The sequence below is a fragment of the Abyssogena phaseoliformis symbiont OG214 genome (genome assembly GCF_016592595.1).
Taxonomy (GTDB): Bacteria; Pseudomonadota; Gammaproteobacteria; order PS1; family Pseudothioglobaceae; genus Ruthia.
In genome coordinates, this window is sequence record NZ_AP012977.1 from 522,156 (window position 1) to 538,555 (window position 16,400).

Annotated in this window: 27 protein-coding genes and 1 pseudogene; 19 read left to right on the forward strand and 9 right to left on the reverse strand. The window is 33.2% G+C overall.

Annotated elements, in window-relative coordinates:
- The first annotated feature begins 25 nt into the window (after positions 1 to 25).
- Positions 26 to 448 carry a hypothetical protein gene (locus CVPH_RS03450; RefSeq protein ID WP_225879792.1) on the forward strand — a complete coding sequence of 141 codons (423 nt, stop codon included), beginning with the start codon at positions 26 to 28 and terminating at the stop codon, positions 446 to 448.
- Positions 449 to 738: 290 nt separating this feature from the next.
- Here CVPH_RS03450 and CVPH_RS03455 read toward each other — a convergent pair whose 3' ends face one another.
- Entirely contained in the window at positions 739 to 1,677 is a 939-nt protein-coding gene (locus CVPH_RS03455) for a DUF2726 domain-containing protein (protein ID WP_201342114.1), read from the reverse strand.
- Between the two features lie 499 nt (positions 1,678 to 2,176).
- The gene (locus CVPH_RS03460; protein ID WP_201342116.1) at positions 2,177 to 2,524 is read right to left on the reverse strand and encodes a hypothetical protein; all 348 of its coding nucleotides are present in this window, start codon (positions 2,522 to 2,524) and stop codon (positions 2,177 to 2,179) included.
- Positions 2,525 to 2,702: 178 nt separating this feature from the next.
- On the opposite strand from CVPH_RS03460, the gene CVPH_RS03465 reads away from it, so the two are divergent.
- Both CVPH_RS03465 and CVPH_RS03470 read left to right on the forward strand, forming a co-directional pair.
- Complete coding sequence (locus CVPH_RS03465) at positions 2,703 to 2,951, forward strand: toxin (protein ID WP_225879793.1); 249 nt, start codon at positions 2,703 to 2,705, stop codon at positions 2,949 to 2,951.
- Positions 2,932 to 3,213, forward strand: a complete 282-nt coding sequence (locus tag CVPH_RS03470) for a CopG family antitoxin (RefSeq protein WP_201342417.1) — start codon at positions 2,932 to 2,934, stop codon at positions 3,211 to 3,213. The genes CVPH_RS03465 and CVPH_RS03470 overlap by 20 nt, the downstream gene beginning before the upstream one ends.
- A gap of 286 nt (positions 3,214 to 3,499) precedes the next feature.
- Here CVPH_RS03470 and CVPH_RS03475 read toward each other — a convergent pair whose 3' ends face one another.
- The 6 genes from CVPH_RS03475 to CVPH_RS03500 form a co-directional block, all read right to left on the reverse strand.
- The gene (locus CVPH_RS03475; RefSeq protein ID WP_201342119.1) at positions 3,500 to 3,889 is read right to left on the reverse strand and encodes a hypothetical protein; all 390 of its coding nucleotides are present in this window, start codon (positions 3,887 to 3,889) and stop codon (positions 3,500 to 3,502) included.
- Positions 3,879 to 4,490 (reverse strand): hypothetical protein, encoded by a 612-nt coding sequence (locus CVPH_RS03480; RefSeq protein ID WP_201342121.1) that lies wholly within the window; start codon positions 4,488 to 4,490, stop codon positions 3,879 to 3,881. Before CVPH_RS03480 ends, CVPH_RS03475 begins: the two co-directional genes overlap by 11 nt.
- 108 nt (positions 4,491 to 4,598) lie before the next feature.
- On the reverse strand, positions 4,599 to 4,739 hold the full coding sequence (locus tag CVPH_RS11200) for an ATP-binding protein (RefSeq protein WP_201342418.1): 141 nt from the start codon (positions 4,737 to 4,739) through the stop codon (positions 4,599 to 4,601).
- A 3-nt stretch (positions 4,740 to 4,742) separates the two neighbouring features.
- Positions 4,743 to 5,150 carry a hypothetical protein gene (locus CVPH_RS03490; RefSeq protein WP_201342123.1) on the reverse strand — a complete coding sequence of 136 codons (408 nt, stop codon included), beginning with the start codon at positions 5,148 to 5,150 and terminating at the stop codon, positions 4,743 to 4,745.
- Positions 5,119 to 5,601 carry a hypothetical protein gene (locus CVPH_RS03495; protein ID WP_201342125.1) on the reverse strand — a complete coding sequence of 161 codons (483 nt, stop codon included), beginning with the start codon at positions 5,599 to 5,601 and terminating at the stop codon, positions 5,119 to 5,121. Before CVPH_RS03495 ends, CVPH_RS03490 begins: the two co-directional genes overlap by 32 nt.
- A 79-nt stretch (positions 5,602 to 5,680) precedes the next feature.
- Positions 5,681 to 6,157, reverse strand: a complete 477-nt coding sequence (locus CVPH_RS03500) for a DNA cytosine methyltransferase (RefSeq protein WP_201342127.1) — start codon at positions 6,155 to 6,157, stop codon at positions 5,681 to 5,683.
- Between the two features lie 742 nt (positions 6,158 to 6,899).
- On the opposite strand from CVPH_RS03500, the gene CVPH_RS03505 reads away from it, so the two are divergent.
- The 5 genes from CVPH_RS03505 to CVPH_RS03525 all read left to right on the forward strand — a co-directional run bounded on the left by CVPH_RS03505 (position 6,900) and on the right by CVPH_RS03525 (position 9,945).
- Positions 6,900 to 7,037: a hypothetical protein gene (locus tag CVPH_RS03505; RefSeq protein ID WP_201342129.1), complete on the forward strand. Its 138-nt coding sequence runs from the start codon at positions 6,900 to 6,902 to the stop codon at positions 7,035 to 7,037.
- 173 nt (positions 7,038 to 7,210) lie between these two features.
- On the forward strand, positions 7,211 to 8,527 hold the full coding sequence (locus CVPH_RS03510; protein WP_201342131.1) for a type II toxin-antitoxin system HipA family toxin: 1,317 nt from the start codon (positions 7,211 to 7,213) through the stop codon (positions 8,525 to 8,527).
- The gene (locus CVPH_RS03515; RefSeq protein WP_201342133.1) at positions 8,527 to 8,823 is read left to right on the forward strand and encodes a helix-turn-helix domain-containing protein; all 297 of its coding nucleotides are present in this window, start codon (positions 8,527 to 8,529) and stop codon (positions 8,821 to 8,823) included. Before CVPH_RS03510 ends, CVPH_RS03515 begins: the two co-directional genes overlap by 1 nt.
- A gap of 385 nt (positions 8,824 to 9,208) precedes the next feature.
- Positions 9,209 to 9,409 (forward strand): hypothetical protein, encoded by a 201-nt coding sequence (locus CVPH_RS10100; protein WP_225879794.1) that lies wholly within the window; start codon positions 9,209 to 9,211, stop codon positions 9,407 to 9,409.
- 374 nt (positions 9,410 to 9,783) lie between these two features.
- A complete protein-coding gene (locus tag CVPH_RS03525; protein WP_201342137.1) occupies positions 9,784 to 9,945 on the forward strand; it encodes a hypothetical protein in 162 nt (53 codons plus the stop codon).
- Positions 9,946 to 10,286: 341 nt separating this feature from the next.
- On the opposite strand, the gene CVPH_RS03530 is transcribed toward CVPH_RS03525, so the two are convergent.
- A complete protein-coding gene (locus tag CVPH_RS03530) occupies positions 10,287 to 10,664 on the reverse strand; it encodes a zeta toxin family protein (protein ID WP_201342138.1) in 378 nt (125 codons plus the stop codon).
- A 229-nt stretch (positions 10,665 to 10,893) separates the two neighbouring features.
- On the opposite strand from CVPH_RS03530, the gene CVPH_RS03535 reads away from it, so the two are divergent.
- The 11 genes and pseudogenes from CVPH_RS03535 to CVPH_RS03570 all read left to right on the forward strand — a co-directional run bounded on the left by CVPH_RS03535 (position 10,894) and on the right by CVPH_RS03570 (position 16,250).
- Positions 10,894 to 11,454: a P-loop NTPase family protein gene (locus CVPH_RS03535; RefSeq protein ID WP_201342139.1), complete on the forward strand. Its 561-nt coding sequence runs from the start codon at positions 10,894 to 10,896 to the stop codon at positions 11,452 to 11,454.
- Between the two features lie 87 nt (positions 11,455 to 11,541).
- A complete protein-coding gene (locus CVPH_RS03540; protein WP_201342140.1) occupies positions 11,542 to 11,685 on the forward strand; it encodes a hypothetical protein in 144 nt (47 codons plus the stop codon).
- 663 nt (positions 11,686 to 12,348) lie between these two features.
- Entirely contained in the window at positions 12,349 to 12,636 is a 288-nt protein-coding gene (locus CVPH_RS03545) for a hypothetical protein (protein ID WP_201342141.1), read from the forward strand.
- Complete coding sequence (locus tag CVPH_RS10105; RefSeq protein WP_225879795.1) at positions 12,626 to 12,796, forward strand: hypothetical protein; 171 nt, start codon at positions 12,626 to 12,628, stop codon at positions 12,794 to 12,796. Before CVPH_RS03545 ends, CVPH_RS10105 begins: the two co-directional genes overlap by 11 nt.
- A gap of 61 nt (positions 12,797 to 12,857) precedes the next feature.
- Positions 12,858 to 13,624 (forward strand): annotated as a pseudogene (locus tag CVPH_RS03550) (phage Gp37/Gp68 family protein).
- Between the two features lie 187 nt (positions 13,625 to 13,811).
- On the forward strand, positions 13,812 to 14,135 hold the full coding sequence (locus CVPH_RS03555; protein ID WP_201342142.1) for a hypothetical protein: 324 nt from the start codon (positions 13,812 to 13,814) through the stop codon (positions 14,133 to 14,135).
- 290 nt (positions 14,136 to 14,425) lie between these two features.
- Positions 14,426 to 14,626: a hypothetical protein gene (locus tag CVPH_RS10970; protein WP_342590461.1), complete on the forward strand. Its 201-nt coding sequence runs from the start codon at positions 14,426 to 14,428 to the stop codon at positions 14,624 to 14,626.
- Complete coding sequence (locus tag CVPH_RS10975) at positions 14,623 to 14,970, forward strand: DNA cytosine methyltransferase (protein WP_342590462.1); 348 nt, start codon at positions 14,623 to 14,625, stop codon at positions 14,968 to 14,970. Before CVPH_RS10970 ends, CVPH_RS10975 begins: the two co-directional genes overlap by 4 nt.
- Positions 14,971 to 15,095: 125 nt before the next feature.
- Entirely contained in the window at positions 15,096 to 15,272 is a 177-nt protein-coding gene (locus tag CVPH_RS10980) for a DNA cytosine methyltransferase (RefSeq protein ID WP_342590483.1), read from the forward strand.
- Between the two features lie 59 nt (positions 15,273 to 15,331).
- Positions 15,332 to 15,883 carry a hypothetical protein gene (locus CVPH_RS03565; protein WP_225879796.1) on the forward strand — a complete coding sequence of 184 codons (552 nt, stop codon included), beginning with the start codon at positions 15,332 to 15,334 and terminating at the stop codon, positions 15,881 to 15,883.
- The gene (locus CVPH_RS03570; protein ID WP_201342144.1) at positions 15,876 to 16,250 is read left to right on the forward strand and encodes a hypothetical protein; all 375 of its coding nucleotides are present in this window, start codon (positions 15,876 to 15,878) and stop codon (positions 16,248 to 16,250) included. The genes CVPH_RS03565 and CVPH_RS03570 overlap by 8 nt, the downstream gene beginning before the upstream one ends.
- Positions 16,251 to 16,400: the final 150 nt, after the last annotated feature.

A 16,400-nucleotide genomic window follows, 5' to 3' on the forward strand; every position in this document is an offset into this window, starting at 1 on the left:
GTATGATAAAAAAGGTGGTAACATTATGACTAGGGCAATGATATCGTCACAAGATCCTTTGTCGGAATTACAAAACACAGGGCATTCATTAATCGTAAATAGCACAGCTGCATACTTGGCAGTTGCTAGTATCTCATCGAAAGCCGCACTTAACGCGACAGTTCTTGGTACTAGCGTTGGTGGAGTTGCTAGTCTACTTATTCCAGATGTTGATATGATCATATCATTTTTCCAATCAATTATTATATTTACATTTGCCATCGGTATTTTGTTTGCTTATTATTTGCCACTAATCCCTTTGATTACTTGGGTAGGTGCGGTTGTTGGTTACTTAATGTTTTTATTTGAGGCTTTTATCGGCTCTATATTTTGGGTGGGAGCACACGAAATGCCAGAAGGGCATGGCGCGCGTAAGCAGGTCAACACGCAAAACAGGGGTATATGCTAATGCTTGCGCTTGTAGTGCGCCCATCTCTTATGGTTGTAGGGTTTATTAGTGGTATGCTTTTATCAGGTATTTTTGGTTAATTTTGCTGGAGAGCTGGCAACCCCTTATCTTACCTAGGTTCATGGCAATCATTTTTCTAGCATTAGCGGCTGGGCAGCTCGGTGTTAAGTATTATTCGCCCGTTGTTTTAATTTAAGCTTTGAGCTGGCTGATCGTGTAGTTCGTTGGATTGGGCATAGTGGCGAGAAAAGGGGTAATAAAAAAGATGGTGGAGACCAGTATTAATAGTTTTAAAATTTAGTTAAATTGTATGGAATACTGAGAGTGTACTTACATGCGTGTTCACTAGAACTGGAGTATTTAATACAGCCAAAAAACCATTTTTGACTGCCTCTTCTTAAAATTAAAGGATGCGGATGTTTAGAGTCGAACCTATATTCTATTTTAGAAAATATATCTTGAAAAATGTCTTGCTTACTATAAGTTCGGTCATGACTAATTGAACGAAATCTGATTAAAGGTAGTCCTATATATCTAAAACTTTTGTCTTTATGCGCATCATTTTTTCTTTGAGAGTCTGTGTTATGAGAGTTGTCGTCTAGCTCTATTGCTGTAATGTATTCGTAATTATTAGCAGCGTCGCATAGGATGTAGTCAATATGCATATTTTGTAACTTCTTTGTGTGCTTAGTTTTTATGATATCTAACACCCTAACTTTTGTAAACACAGCAAGCTTGGTTTGGTACTTCTCATTCAAAATATCAATAACAGATTTAAGTTGTTGATAAAATCTTTGCTCATTAAGTGTAAATATACTGGTATTTTTTTTATAAGCCGCTTCTTTTTTTACTATTTCTGTTGTTATAGCACTCTTTTTTCTTTTTCTAGTTGAGATTAAAAATATAATTGTTACTGCTAGTATTATTAAAACTACAACAAGGTTAAACATGAACACCTCGTATTTTATACGGGGATGAAATTTTTCTAAGGAAAAAATATAAATTCCAATAACACTAAAAAACACACAAGCTAATGTCTCACGAGCAATTAATTTATGCAGTATACGCAATACAACATAGGTAGAGAGCGCTAGCAACAATATAAAAACAATAAGAATAGTGTATTTATCATCTTGCGGAATCAATGGCTGAATCATTTGAGCAGCTTTAATAACACTTTGATATATGTGTATAGCCAAATTGGCTATTATGTCGTAATATTTTTCCATATTTTACAAGTAATAAAAAAAGCCGCTAAAGGCGGCTCTAATAATTTAAAGTTAAAAAAAATCTATTGACTAACAGTCTGACGAGAATCACTGATCAGTCCACCTTCAAACTAAGGATTGGTTTTATACCAAGCTTTAGCCTTAGCACAATAAGAATCCATATTACGGTGTTCAATAATCATTTGCTTAACCTGTTCAAATGATTGTCCAGTTGACTCCATGATAATATCAATAGCAACACTTGCATTTCTCCAGTAAGTGTACCAGCTGTACCTTCCATGGCTTCAACATTCTTAGTCTGCTAGCGATAATCACTTTGAAGTCTAACAAGTTTAGATTCATATTGCTGTTTTAAAGCGGCCGCTTGAGTGTGAGCGATACGGTTGTTGTGGCTTTCTACCGCATTAGCGGCAATTCTTTGTGAGGCAGCGAGATGTGCCTAAGTACATTGTGCTTAGGCTTGAGCATAAGTCATTACCATAAGTCACTCCTTTTTTGGTTAAAATTTATCAATAATTTTAGATAGTGTTAAAAAAGCACCCATAACTATAATTAATAACACCATGTTTTTATTAAGTGCCTTTTGAATAACAACCTCAATGTCTTTTTTTAGTAATGCAAATTCATTCTTTAAATCATTAAATTCACTCTTAAAACTAGCGGTAACTTCGTCTAATTTCAAATCTAGATGATTAATATGATTGTATTGAGATTTTAGTAGTGAAGTATTACTATCATCTTGTGCCAAACCTTTACCCTGATCGAATTTCTCTTCAATCTCTTTGACCTTAGATGTGATCATTTCAATCAGCATATCATTCACTTTGGTTTGGCCTGGCCTATTCATTTTTACTTTTCTGTTGCCCGCATTTTTAATTTTACACCTGTTTTTATATTATGCCCATTCAAATTCAAATGCTACTATAGTGCCCCCTTCTCGCTGGCTATGTTGACAAAAGGCATGCATTGTACTAACATGTAAAAATATGATTACCTACAGTTGGAATAAAGAAAAGAATTTACTTTTGAAAAAAACTCGAGACATTAGTTTTGAGAAAATTGTAATGCATATTGAGAGTGGAGATTTAATTGATATTATTCAACATCTAAACGATAAGAAATATGTCAATCAAAAAATATTGATTATTGATGTAAATAATTATGTTTATACAGTGCCGTGTGTGATCAATAATAATGAGTGGTTTTTTAAAACCATCATGCCCAATAGACAGTTTATAAAAAAATACCTTGGAGATAAAAATGAAACTAGATAAGGAAGAGCAAGAACTGCAAAAGTCTTTAGAGTCTGGTCAATGGGAATCTGTTGATAATCTAGATAATGAGATCGCTAAACACCGTTTAATAGCAAAAAATACTTTAAAGAAAGATCAAAGAATTAACATTCGACTTTCAACTAATGATTTAGAAGCATTAAAAACTAATGCTGTTGAACTAGGCTTGCCTTATCAAACATTGGTCTCTAGTGTTTTGCATCAATATGTTTCTGGTAGATTGATGCAAAAAGATATTAGATAGTGATTATATCAGCAAAGACGAACTCAAAACCTTTTATCAAATGGGCTGGTGGCAAGAGGCACTTTTGGTGCTATATTTATGATGCAGGTGCTTTTGATACTATAGGGTGTGATAAATTATCTATAGACAAGGCTTTTGGCTAAACAAGGAGAATCTTATAATTCATGCAAACAGTGTATTAAAAACTCTTCCAATACTTCAAAATCATTACGTAATTGTCCAACATCGACAATGGTTCTATTGCCCGAATGCTTGATTGAGTTTCTTTTTTTGTGAATATCAGAAATTACACCTTTAATATCATTCTTTTTGCCCCTATCTTTGTAAAAACTGTTAACTTTTTTTTGCTTAAATAATTATCTAAAGCTATTCCATCGGACTTCCCCATAAGAGTGGACAGAGATTCTAAAAAAGACCATGCGCCAATATACATTAACACAGGGTGCTTTCTTAGTGAAACTATACACAACGAGTTGTATAGTTTGAGTAATTTATCATTTTGTACCCTTCCTAGAGCTTTTGACAATTCTGTAGATTTGTCTATTTTGGAAGGTGTCTTTGCTGTTTCAGAATGAGTGTTACTATCTTTAGGAGGTTTAAAAGAGTCATCACCATTGTCAGCTTCTTTTGTTGACTCTGTTCCTACAACTTTTTCTTTGGATTTTTTAGGTCTCACTCTGTAGTCCGAAGCGATTATCTTCATCAGTTAAAATTTCTTTAATTTTGCTATAAACACCACTTAAGTCTTCGTTGAACCTTGTCTTTTGGTAATTTACTAAAAATTGATCAAGATGAATTTCTCCATAAATTCTTTGAGCACCGTATTTATTTTTTGTGCCAGTAATACTTTTTGGTAAGTTGGGCTCTAAAGATGTTCCCTGGATAACTCTTTGATTCCTTAAAAGTCTTATGTCGGGCTGCCTATATGACCCTTTATTCATAATTCTAACAAAACCATAAACAGGTCTGTCACCAATATCAAACTCAATATTTTTTTCCCATGTGATTAGTTCAGAATCAATATCTTCAATCTCTCTAAGTTTGTTAAATTTTCTAGTATTTAAAGGAGCAGCAGGTGTAAACATATTTTTTTCATCTGCCAAAATAACAACATTATCGTGAATAATATTAATTTTCACATCTTTAAACCTAAAGAAAGTCTCTAATAAGAAAGGCAAAACCACATCTTGATAAAATTTAGGGTCACTTTTTCTAAAATGATTTAATAAAGTAATTTTCGTGTAATGCTTAGACTTGTTTTCTTCTTGCGTGTCCACTTTGATTTCACTTGAATGGCTAGCAAGCAAATTATCTAAATCGAATACAAAAGAAAGCTTTTCATTTGAATCAATACAAGAGGTTTCCAGTTTCCATTGACTGGAAAACTATATGGCTGCAGATTTAAGCCCCATACCATAAACAGAAAGACTATTGTTTCGATGTGGATCATTTGAACTACGGCCCATAGTAATAGCTCGCTGCAAGTTATCTCTATGAATTCCGCCAGCATTGTCTTCAATAACAATAGTTTAGTTTTTGGTATCAATCTTTATATCAATAGTAAAATTTTGATTTGGATTTTTTTCAATAATAGCATCTTTATTACCTATAAAAGATTGAATTGAGTTATCAACAAATTCTGACATTGCAACTTCTTCGTCATACGATTGCCCTTGCAAAACTTTATAAAGCATCATTTCTGGAGCAGCATCTATTGTTAAAGGTATTTTTTCCCATTCTTTTACTTCTCTATTAAAATTGGCTTTATTCCACCTGTGGAAGTTGTTTAGCGCAATTTCTTTAACAATATGACTATTAACTGCATTGCCAAGTGCTTTAAATGCGCGTGTTGAGTTTTCAGGAAAATAATTTAAACCATTCAACCCTTGTAAGGAAGTAGCCTCTTCAATTTTTAAGTAACGTTTTTTTAGGTCCAATAATAGGGATTTGTGTAGGGGTCATTGCAATTAGAGATGGCATCTTTTTAGGCTTTATAATTCTTATTCCTGACGCTCTAAATTGAATAATATGTTGCCAAATATCAATTTTTTCAGAGTCTCTATGGTCTTGCCAATCTAACTTTTGCCAACTTTGTGGAAACGATTTAAATTGATTTTTTCTGCTATCAAAAAAATCATTGTGTTGCTGATAGAGGAGAGGTTTGCGCGTATGAAGAATAGATTTCAACAACCAATTGGATGGTTTTTTGCTGTGACGATCAATATAATGAGGCAACAAATCGAAAACTTCATTCCACGATTTACAATCGGATAGACTTTGCCCCCAAGAACCTTTATATCGCTTAACTTCTTTTAAAGTTAGTTTATGTAGATTATTTAAAGGATAGGTAGATCCAAATTCACTAGCAACAACAGAGTGACTGCTCATATCACAAATGTAACACATCCTGTTTTTTGCTTTCTATTGTTAGGCCAATTGATTGGCTTTTGGATTGAGTTCTTTTGAGCTATAACAAACACTCTTTTTTGTTTTGGAGAATATTAAAATCAACTGGAGAATAAATTTTATGATTCACTTCATAACCAATGTTATTGAATGAAGATTGAATATAAGACCAAAATTTGCCATTATCAATAGTGATAATATTGGGAACGTTTTCTAAAAATACGTAATCAGGCTGATGTTTTTTAGCAATTTTAATCACATCATCGATTAATTTTACAGAAGATGGGTATTTTGCACCCTTTCTTTTTCCTGCAATAGAGAAAGGCTGACAAGGAAACCCTGCACACAATACATCATGATTAGGGATTTCATTTTCATTGATTAAACGAACATCCCCTTTTGGTTTGATTCCATGATTTTTGTAATATATGGATTGAAGGTTTTTGTCTATTTCTGATGCAAAAACACACTCTATGCCAATTTCTGAGAGAGCCTTATGAAAGCCTCCTAAACCTGCAAATAAATCAATAAATTTCATATTACACCTCCTGTTTGAGTAGTTTTTTTAAAAGCTGATTAATGGTATTTTTTAAGTCAGGCTGCTGTTCTATTACTATTTTTAATAGTAATGACTCAAATGATGTGCTTGCATCTATTTCCACTGAAGCATTTAAATAGTCGCATAATTCAGATACATGCTGATTAGGTAATTTGAATTGGGCTTTTCGGATTCTTTGTTGATTGGCCTTGTTTTTTTGTTATTAATTGCGTCCTTAAAGTAGTGATTAAACCCATTAGCGCAAGTTCTAACATTTACTCCATTCTGTTTTAATCTTTCATCGACTCGACTAGTAATTACTTGCTGATTATCAGCAATTAAATTCATAGAATTGTATTCTAAATTAGATACAGCCAATAGGAAATTCTGTAAATTAATTTTTTCAGAATTTAAAAACGACTAGATCTCTATCAATAGCTGATGCGTATTGATTTGGGACGAGAGCAGCAGGAAGCGATAAATTATGAGCGATCTATAGAGAACGCACATAAAAAAGAGAGGCTATCTACCCAGCTATATTTGAATTTAAGACTGGTAAATCATATTTAGATGTTTGGTCCGCACTCATGTTATGTAATATTATGCATATCTTAATATTTATACTTATGAGGACTCTAATGAAAACCATGACATCGACCGAGGCAAGACAAAGTTTTAGCGCTATTATTACCAGTGCTGAGAGCAGCCTACCACTATATCTAAAAAAAATAAGGATATAGCTGTGGTGTTATCATCTAAAAGGTATCAAGAATTAATAGAACTTGAGGATATTTTATACGGCAAAGCGGCCCAACTTACTATTAAAGAAGGTTTAGTCGCTAAAAGCGAGACTAAGGATTTACTTAATAGTATTGATTAATCAGACAAGCTGTAAAATCCCTTAAAATTGCCCCACTTTCGATGTTGTGTGTACAGCCATGATGTGCCTGCTTAAATTTAATACAACCATATTCTCTTAATATTTAAAAAAGGTTATATTTAAACTAATATATCGATATAATTGCATATATATTTCATATTTAAGCTAAAAAAATGAAAACTTCAATAAAAGTTAATATCTTTAATCAAACAGTTGGATATCTTTCTCAAAACGGATCTATGTTGTCTTTTGAGTATGACTCAGACTTTCTAAACAACGCTATTGAGCTATCGCCCTTTATGCTGCCGAAAACACCAGGGATACATAAATTTAATAATAGAGGTAATGACTGTTTTAATGGGCTTCCTCATTTTATATCTGATGCATTGCCTGATAAGTTTGGCAGCACAATCATAAGTGCTTATTTTGCCAAACAAGGTAGAAGTATTGACAGTATTACAATTTTGGAAAGACTGGCTTTCCTAGGGAAAAAGTCAATTGGCGCTTTAGAATTTGAGCCGGCTTTTTCAGTATTGGATAATAGTGCTTTAGATGATATTTTGAATCTGAAGGTTTTAGTCGACGCTGTAAAAAAGAAAATACATGGGGAGCTGTCTGAAGTGGAGGATATTTTAATTGAAACATCTTCTGGTGTTGGTGGCGCTAGAGCTAAAGCATTAATTGGCTATGATAAAAAAAACAAACTGTTTAAACCTGGACAGAAAGATGTTCCAGATGGATTTGAGCATTATCTAATTAAATTTGACAGTGTTTCCGGCGATGATCCTAAGGGCTATGGAAATGTTGAATATGCCTACTATTTAATGGCTGTAGACTCAGGGATAGAGATGACTAAATCTTTTTTACTACCAAGTGGCGATGATGAGCACTTCATGACTAAACGATTTGATAGGGTGGGTAATAAAAAAATACACACACAAACCCTGTGTAGCATTATAGGCTCAGACTTTAACCGACCTAGATCATCAAATTATGCTAGTTACTTTAATCTAGCAAACTTTTTTAATTTAGGATACCAAGCAAAAAAAGAAATGTTTAGAAGAATGGTTTTTAATGTTGTTTTAGCTAACAGAGATGACCATACTAAGAATTTTTCCTTTTTAATTAAAGAGAGTGGGGAGTGGCTGTTAGCACCAGCGTATGACATAACACATGCTTACAATAATACCAACCCCAACGCCTGGACTAAAGAGCATAATTTGTTAATAAATAACAAAGGAACAGGTATTACGAAAGAGGATATGGTGACAGAGGGGATCGTTTTATCATTAAGAGATCAAGACATGGAAAGTATTATAAAAGACGTCCAGAATGTTGCAGATAATTTTACTTTTTATGCTGATAAGGCTGGAGTTATCGGTCCGCACAAGGATAAAATAATAAAGCATTTGAATGAGGTTTATATTGATTCAGAGCCAGAGCCAGAGCCTCCTGAGCAGCATGGCACTAAAAAACCAACTTTCTGCTAATGAATACAACACTTATTGGTGGAAAGTTTATAGCGATTGAAGATGCGCTCAAGACTTTTGGTGAACAAATAAAATTTATTAGGAAACAACAAAAGATAATCCAAAGAAGATTGTCAGAACATTGTAATGTTAGTTTGACTGTCATCAAAAGAGTAGAGAGTGGTAAGCCAATTTCTACAATTAATCTAATGAGAATTCTAACTTCATTAGGAAAGCTTAGCTTGTTAATCGACCTGTACAAGCAACCCGATACCTCCCCAATGGAAGTTTGGAAAGCTGAAAAATATAAATTGTAAAAAGTTTAATAAATATATGAAGTTTATTAAACTTCCTAAACTTAGCACAGCGTTGTTTGAATCAGTACCATCTAAACCAACATCTACTTATACTATAAATTTGTTATAATTCTAAAAAAGTTTTAACAATATGGGCGCCTAACAAAAATAAACCTGTCTTTTCCTTATGATTGGAGTAATCCAAAAATAAGCGATAAAGCTTTAATTCTTAGCGTGCTTGAGCACACTGTTTACCAGGATATAGTTATGATAATCATATATTACGGAGCCAATTCGGTAATAAAAGTTTTTAATAGTGTTTCTTGGGATAGCGCATCCATAAAATTTTAAATAGAATGCTAAACAATGCAATTCAAGGGCTGAGTAATGATAAATAAAAAAAAGGATGCTTGGTAAAACAAGAAGCCTGTTTGAGCTATTGTTTGATGATGAAAATTTAAAAGAAGCTGCTTTAATTGGAGGAACTGCGCTTTCAATTCAAATAGGGTATAGACTTAGTGGGGGCCTTGATTTTTCTTTTTTACAGATACTTTGCCCGTTAAAAATATTAACAATTTACTGTCAAAACTTTCAGAACAGGGATTAGCAGTAGACCTTTTAATACCACAAAGCCAAATGTCTCAAGCTAGAATCAATGGTTTTAATTTATTAGATTATGTGCAAGATTACAGTACTAATGGCGTTAAGGTCAGTTTTTTTACTTTTAATAAGGGTGAAAAGGCAAGACAAAGAGTATTTTAAAAATATGCAAAAGAAAGACATAGGGGACAAGCTTTAAAATATTTGGAATTAATGAAATTTTTGAATTAAAGTGCGTTGTCTTAAGAGATAGAGTTAATCACGAGACCTTTATGATTTAATGTATCTTTTACAAAATTATAATTACAGGATTAAAGATATTTTTTGATAATATTGAGAAAATAGACTCCCCTTTAGAGGGGGTAAAATCCAATCAAAGAAGTGTTGATTGGGAGTGTGCCGATTGATGCTAGTGATCCCGGCTTGTCTATTATAAAAGGAAGTACAAGTATTAAGGATATTTATCGATATTTTTCTAAACAAGTAAATCAATATGAACAGAAACAAGCTAAATTGTTGAAAAAACCTATTGCTCATCAATAAAATTAAAATCTAAATTCAGGCTAAGATAACACCGCTACCACTGTTTAATGACTCTATTAAGTTTTATAACAACTAGTCATATTTTTAGTGAGCGCTTGTTTTTTAATTTTGATTCAATATCTATGGATTTCTTAAGATTTTCAAGTTTATTAATAGCATCTTTGCCACGAAAAATATTGTTTGATTCAAGGTCGTAAAAAGATACACTTAAATTATTATACTTTTTTAGTGTATATAGCGTTGTTTCTATAGACTCATTATATTACCTGTTAAACACATCATCAGGCACAACCCTACCTTCTATATTGGATCTGTCAATCGTGTGCTTCTTGGTAGTTTGTTTACGGCGATAGACAAACGCTATTTTTTATGCAGATGTTAAACAGCATGCCAACTCCTTTAGAGGCGGCTTTTTGGAAAATAGAGGCATTTGCTCCGCTGTATTTAGGACAAATAGACCTAATTGAATTGGTGTCTATAATATCTAAAGAGTATTTTTTAGCTAAATTTTGAGCGGTTTTACTTTTGCCTGCTCCAGAACCCCCAGCTATAAAAATTATTTCCTTCTTAGGGTTTTTATATTTGATAAATATATTGTTAAGCATGTCTGCGTTTTCTTCTATGTAGTTAACGCTTGCAAGCTCTAATTCTGCTTCTGTTTTGCCAACAGTTTCTTTGATGTCAGACTGAATATTTGTGAGTAGTTGTTGGTCGGTCATAACCATTAGTTATACCAAATACTAATTCTGATAAGCTTTAGTTACTTAAAAACCCGCTTTACATTTAGGAAGTTTAATGGACATATTAAACTTAATATATTTATTAAATATACTATAATTATATAATATATAGTATATAATTATTTTAAAGATAAATAAGACAGTCAATAATTAAATTAGTTTAGAGGTTGTCTTATATTTAAGAACTTTATTACAAGGAAGAGAAAATATGAAAATTACAGTTCACAATTCTGAAGGCGGCGTGGGAAAGATGCCTATCTCAGCCAACATTGCAATAGATAAAGGCTTTATGATCGCCACCAATGAACACACCTCAATATATGAATATATTCTTTCCGATGATGAATTTGTCGAAATTGATATGAATGAGGACTTTCCTGATTTTGATGAAATGAATGTTGTGTTTGATTTAGCCGGCTCTATTAATAAAAATTCACAAAGTATTAAAAGCGCAATTTCAATGAGTGATGTTGTCATAGTCCCGATATCTTGTGAATTAAAAAGTATGTTATCTGGGAGTAATACAATCCAAGAGATAAAAAATATAAACTCAGAGATAGATATTTTAGTTGTGACAACCAAACGGCAAAAACAAAGAGAAGATGTTTTTTTAGATAACTGGGATCAAAGTAAAGAGTTTATTGAAATACGCTCATATATTGAAAGTGCATTACCTGGCAGTGTAAATCATTACTTACCTTTAAAGGCATTGAAAGCATTTGATAATATTTTTGAAAAAACAAAGCATCCAACAATTAACAAGATCTAATTCATTAGCGGCATACAGCTATAAGGTTGTTTTGGCTCAATTTAATAAAATATATACAACATTAGGTCTATAAAAAAGGAGAGTAATATGAATAAAAAAGACTTTTTGAATCAACGAAAAAGCGGTGGTGTAAAAATAGAAAATCCTATTTTCAAAAAACCAGGGAGACCGTCAAAATCAGACTCTGAAAAACTTACCGAAAAAGTGACGGTAACACTCACCCCCAAGTGAATTTAAAAACTTAAAAAAGAATGTAGGGCATGATCGTAATAAGACTGTTGTTCCTAGGAACATACTTTAAAAATCAGGTATTTTGAACGAGAGTAAAGACGCAATCTAGAAAGTATAAAAGATATCGAATTAAGGTTCGCCACTGCACTTTGCCAGTTATTTATTAAACGAGGGAGTGACAATGAGCATAAAACGTTGGTATAAAGGAAATTGCTCAGTTGAACACCAAAAAATGTGGATTTTTCAAGTTGAAAGCGAATATATCAAGCATGAGATGTTCGGCATAAAGGCAACTTTAAATCAGTCAAATAATTTAAGGAGATAAAGATGGAAAAATATAAAAAGTATATTAATTTATTTGGTAATGATGGTGATTGATCAGCATCATTACCATTTGGTGGTGTTAAAGGTGGTGAAGTTGGCTTACAGAATTGTTGCTTTTGCGGAGAGGGTAATTCTATTATTAATAACACCCATATGCCTAGTTACTGGATAACTTGTGAGTGCGGAATAGAATTCACACTCATCACATGTAGAAGCTGGTGGAGGTACGCATTACTGCGACTTTTTACATGATGATTCTCATAAAACAAAAGAAACATGTATGAAGGCTCACCTTAAGGCTTTTGATTACATCGTTAGAAAATGGAATAAGGAGAAAAGGTGAGTCAATTAAAAGAATCCAACTTACAAACCTATCCTAATTCAGAAATTAGACGAGATGTTGTAAATACTATTAATTTATCAACCTTAATTGATTTTGCAAAAAATAACGCAACAACTAAAGAGTTGAGCTCTATTGATTTTTTAGAGTATGAGGTTGAAAGTTATATTCACGCTTTAGAGTACGAATATTCAAATAATGAAAATACTGATTTAACTAGTAACAAAGAAGTGGCGTCAGATGAATGGATTCAAGCTAACTATAGGAGATTAAATAATGGAAATTAAAAAACAAGACATGATCGGAATTATTCTTATCTTAGCCATTGTAGTTGCGCTTGGTCTGGCAGCACCCCTTTTAACCAAGATTCAAAGTAACTGCACAGTGGAATCAATTAACAAAATCAGTTGCGTTGATACAGTAGACAAATTAAAGGAGAACAAATAATGAACCAACTAACCGTTCAACAATTTAAATACAAGGATAGAGCTAGACAAGAGGCTGTTAAATGTCAAAAATAGAATGGACAGAAAAAACATGGAATCCAGTTGTGGGTTGAAGTAAAGTATCAGCAGGTTGCAAGAACTGTTATGCAAAAACAATGCACAAAAGGTTGAGTGCAATGAGTTCTAAAGGATACGAAAAGCCTTTTAATGAAGTTGTATGCCATAAAGATAGACTAGGTATTCCACTTAAACGCAAAAAACCAACGACTTATTTTGTTAATTCAATGAGTGATTTGTTTCATCCTAATGTGCCTGATGAATTTATTGACAAAATATTTACTGTTATTAAAAATACGCCACAACATACGTATCAGATATTAACCAAAAATACAGATAATTTTAGATAGTGGTTCTGGTCAAGAAATGGTGGGTATTTTGATAATTTATTTGGTGAAATGAAAAACGTTTTATTGGGCGCTAGTGTTGAAAATAAAAAAGATGGACTGCCTAGAATTGAGCACTTAAGAAGTGTTTTTTATTCAACTTCTAACTTTAGACCTAAGTTATTTTTATCGATTGAACCCTTGCTTGAGGATTTGGGCGAAATTGATTTAACAGATATTGACTGGGTAATTGTTGGGGGTAAAAGTGGTTCAAATGCACGGACTATGAAAAAAGAGTGGGTGCTTAATATCAAACGTCAATGTAAAGATCAGGAGGCGCCATTTTTCTTTAAGCAGTGGGATGTATATGGCGAGGATAGGGTTAAGCGTAGTAAAAAACTAATGGCTATTTGATTGATGGTGTTGAATATAAGGATATGCCATGAAACCATTCTTTAGTTACTACGGCTCTAAATACCGCCTATGTCAGCAAGGCCTTTATCCTGCGCCTAAAACAGACAATGTGGTGATTGAGCCATTTGCAGGCTCGGCTACTTATTAGTGTGTTTCATGAGCCTGAGCGTGCAATACTGAGTGACTCTAACCCTTGTGTTGTAAGTTATTTGGGATTATTTGATTAACGCCAGTGAAGACGATATTGATGACTTGCCAGCCTTTAAGGGCAGGGTGGCCAATATGGTTGGCACGCCTTTGTTAGTTGATGAGCAATTTTATCATTTGCCAGATGGCGCTAAAAATCTTATCGGTTTTTGGATGCGTAAAGCACAAACACATCCGGCAAAAAGCACCACATCTTGGTTTGCTAAATATCACAACAGTCAAAATTGTATGGTGTGGAACGAGTATGTCAAGGAGCGGATTATCAAACAACTGCCAAAGATTAGAAAATGGAGGGTATTACTAGGGGTTACGACATTGCTTACGAGCAATCGTTAGATTATACCAATCAAACTTATTTTATTGATCCACTATATTCGAGTGTAGCTAGCAGGAGGTATAAGCAAAAACCAAAGCTCATAAATTATCGCTTGTGAAAACCAAGATTTAATATATAAGTGGGCAGATTTCAATCAAACAGCTGAAGCTTTTAATATGCGTGGCAAGAAGCAAAAATTGTTATGGGTACAGGAATGAAAAATCGCAACCAAAATCATGGTGACCACTGGACAACAAGTGCGACATACATGATTCAATGATAGTTTTATTTTAAATAAATGGAGTAGAAAATGAATATAATGGTTAATTCATATTTTTCTGGCGCAGGGCTTTTTGATATTGGACTATTGGAAGGTGGGCTTCAAATTGGGAAATCATTTGAGATTGATCTAAGATGTTGTAAGGTGCAGTATCAGACTTTAGGTGATCATGTTGTTCAAGCAGATATTAGTCAAAGCTCGCACTTAACGATGAGGGTTACGATGCAATGATTTTTACTTATCCATGCACTAAATACAGTGCAATCGCAGATATACATGGCACTCGCACTGGTGACGAACTATTTTTGCATGCGCTTAGACAGCCTGAAATGTACGTGATTGAAAATGTGCCAGGAATGAAAAAATTTAAAGTTGTTATGAAAACGATGACAAGGCTTCCAGATTATTATATCGAAGTTTTTTGTCCAGTGAATGCGAGTAATTGGCTTCCTCAAAATAGAGGCAGACTTATTGTGATAGCGTCACGAAAACAATTTAATTTTAGGCCGTCAAAAAAAGCTAAAGCAACAACTCTAAAAGAGATTCTTGAAAAGGATGCCAAAGGCAGTACATAGTTGCTTATCTGGCAAATATCGAGATAAGCCAATTATTAGCGATCCTAGTAAAGGCGGTATTGCTCCTACTTGTTTAGCACATTATGCTAGGGATAGATCTACTAGACTAGTGGTCGATAAATCTCATTCTTGTTGGTGTTAGACCTTACACAGTCAGAGAATATGCTAGATTACAAGGCGTTCCAGGTTGGTTTGAATTTAACATACCTGATACAGATGCATATCGAATGATTGGCAACGGTGTTGCTGTACCAATAGGGCGGTGGGTTGCCAGTGAGATTAAAAGGTATTTTAAAAAATAAGAACATTGAAAAATATTTTTTAAACTTTAACACTAGAATGGTTGTAGAATAAAAAAAATATGCACTATTCATTCTCAATGCCAATTGCAATTACCAGCTTCCATACGTGTAGAAAAAATGGAACGGACTATTTGGTTCCATTTTTAAGCAAGCCTAATAACCAATGGTTAACACAAGGGTTTTACTTTTGGACCGACTCTGATTATTTTGCAAAAAAATGGGGTAAAACTCACTATAAAAATAAAGGTGAAAATTATTGTATTATGAGGTTTGGCTTAACTTTTGAAAAAGAATATTTATTAGACTTGGTTGGAAATGTTGATGATAAGATTGAATTTAAAATTTTTTACACTCAAATCTGTAAAAAGAAATCGGGAAAGGTGAATTTAGGAGATGTAATTACTTACATGAGAGATATAGAAAGCAGAATTCTAGGAGCGTTTTCTTATAAAGTAATAAAATTAGAAGACAAAAGAGAGCTAGACTTAATAAGCATTCCTTTTACTCAAAATTCAAAAGAATCTATTGATATTGGGCCAACTGGACAGCAACTATGTGTTTTTGAAAACTGTTATAATTTTGATAAAGGAAAAGAGGTTGATTATGAATAAAATTTTAAAACAATTTATAGATGAGCAAACGCCCGAACAAATACAGGAGGCTTTTACTAAAATAAGAGAAAAACGTGGATACTATTCAAATGATATATCTGTTGAAGACGCATTAGGAATCTCTATAGAGTCTAAGACTGGTTTTCAGTACCCTAAAATCTTATCAGGTGCTACTATCTCTATTCAAACATCAGACGTATCTTCACATCAAGATATATGGATCAATATTAATAATGTTATAGTTGAATCTATTAAGATTGAAGTTATAGGGAAGAGTATCGATACTGGATCGGTATCTTGCAGTAACAAAGGTGGTAACATTTATGAGAATGCCACAAATCAAACGCCTTATTCTGTAGCAGCATAATGGATATTTAATTACTCGGCTCCCACATAAGAAGTCTAAGCTTTAAAGATAATAGTGAAAAGATATTAGAATTTGATCTTGGCTTCGGAGCCGCATATCAAAGCGATGATTTAAAAACATTTGCTATTTTATTTAAAGCCTCATTGCCAG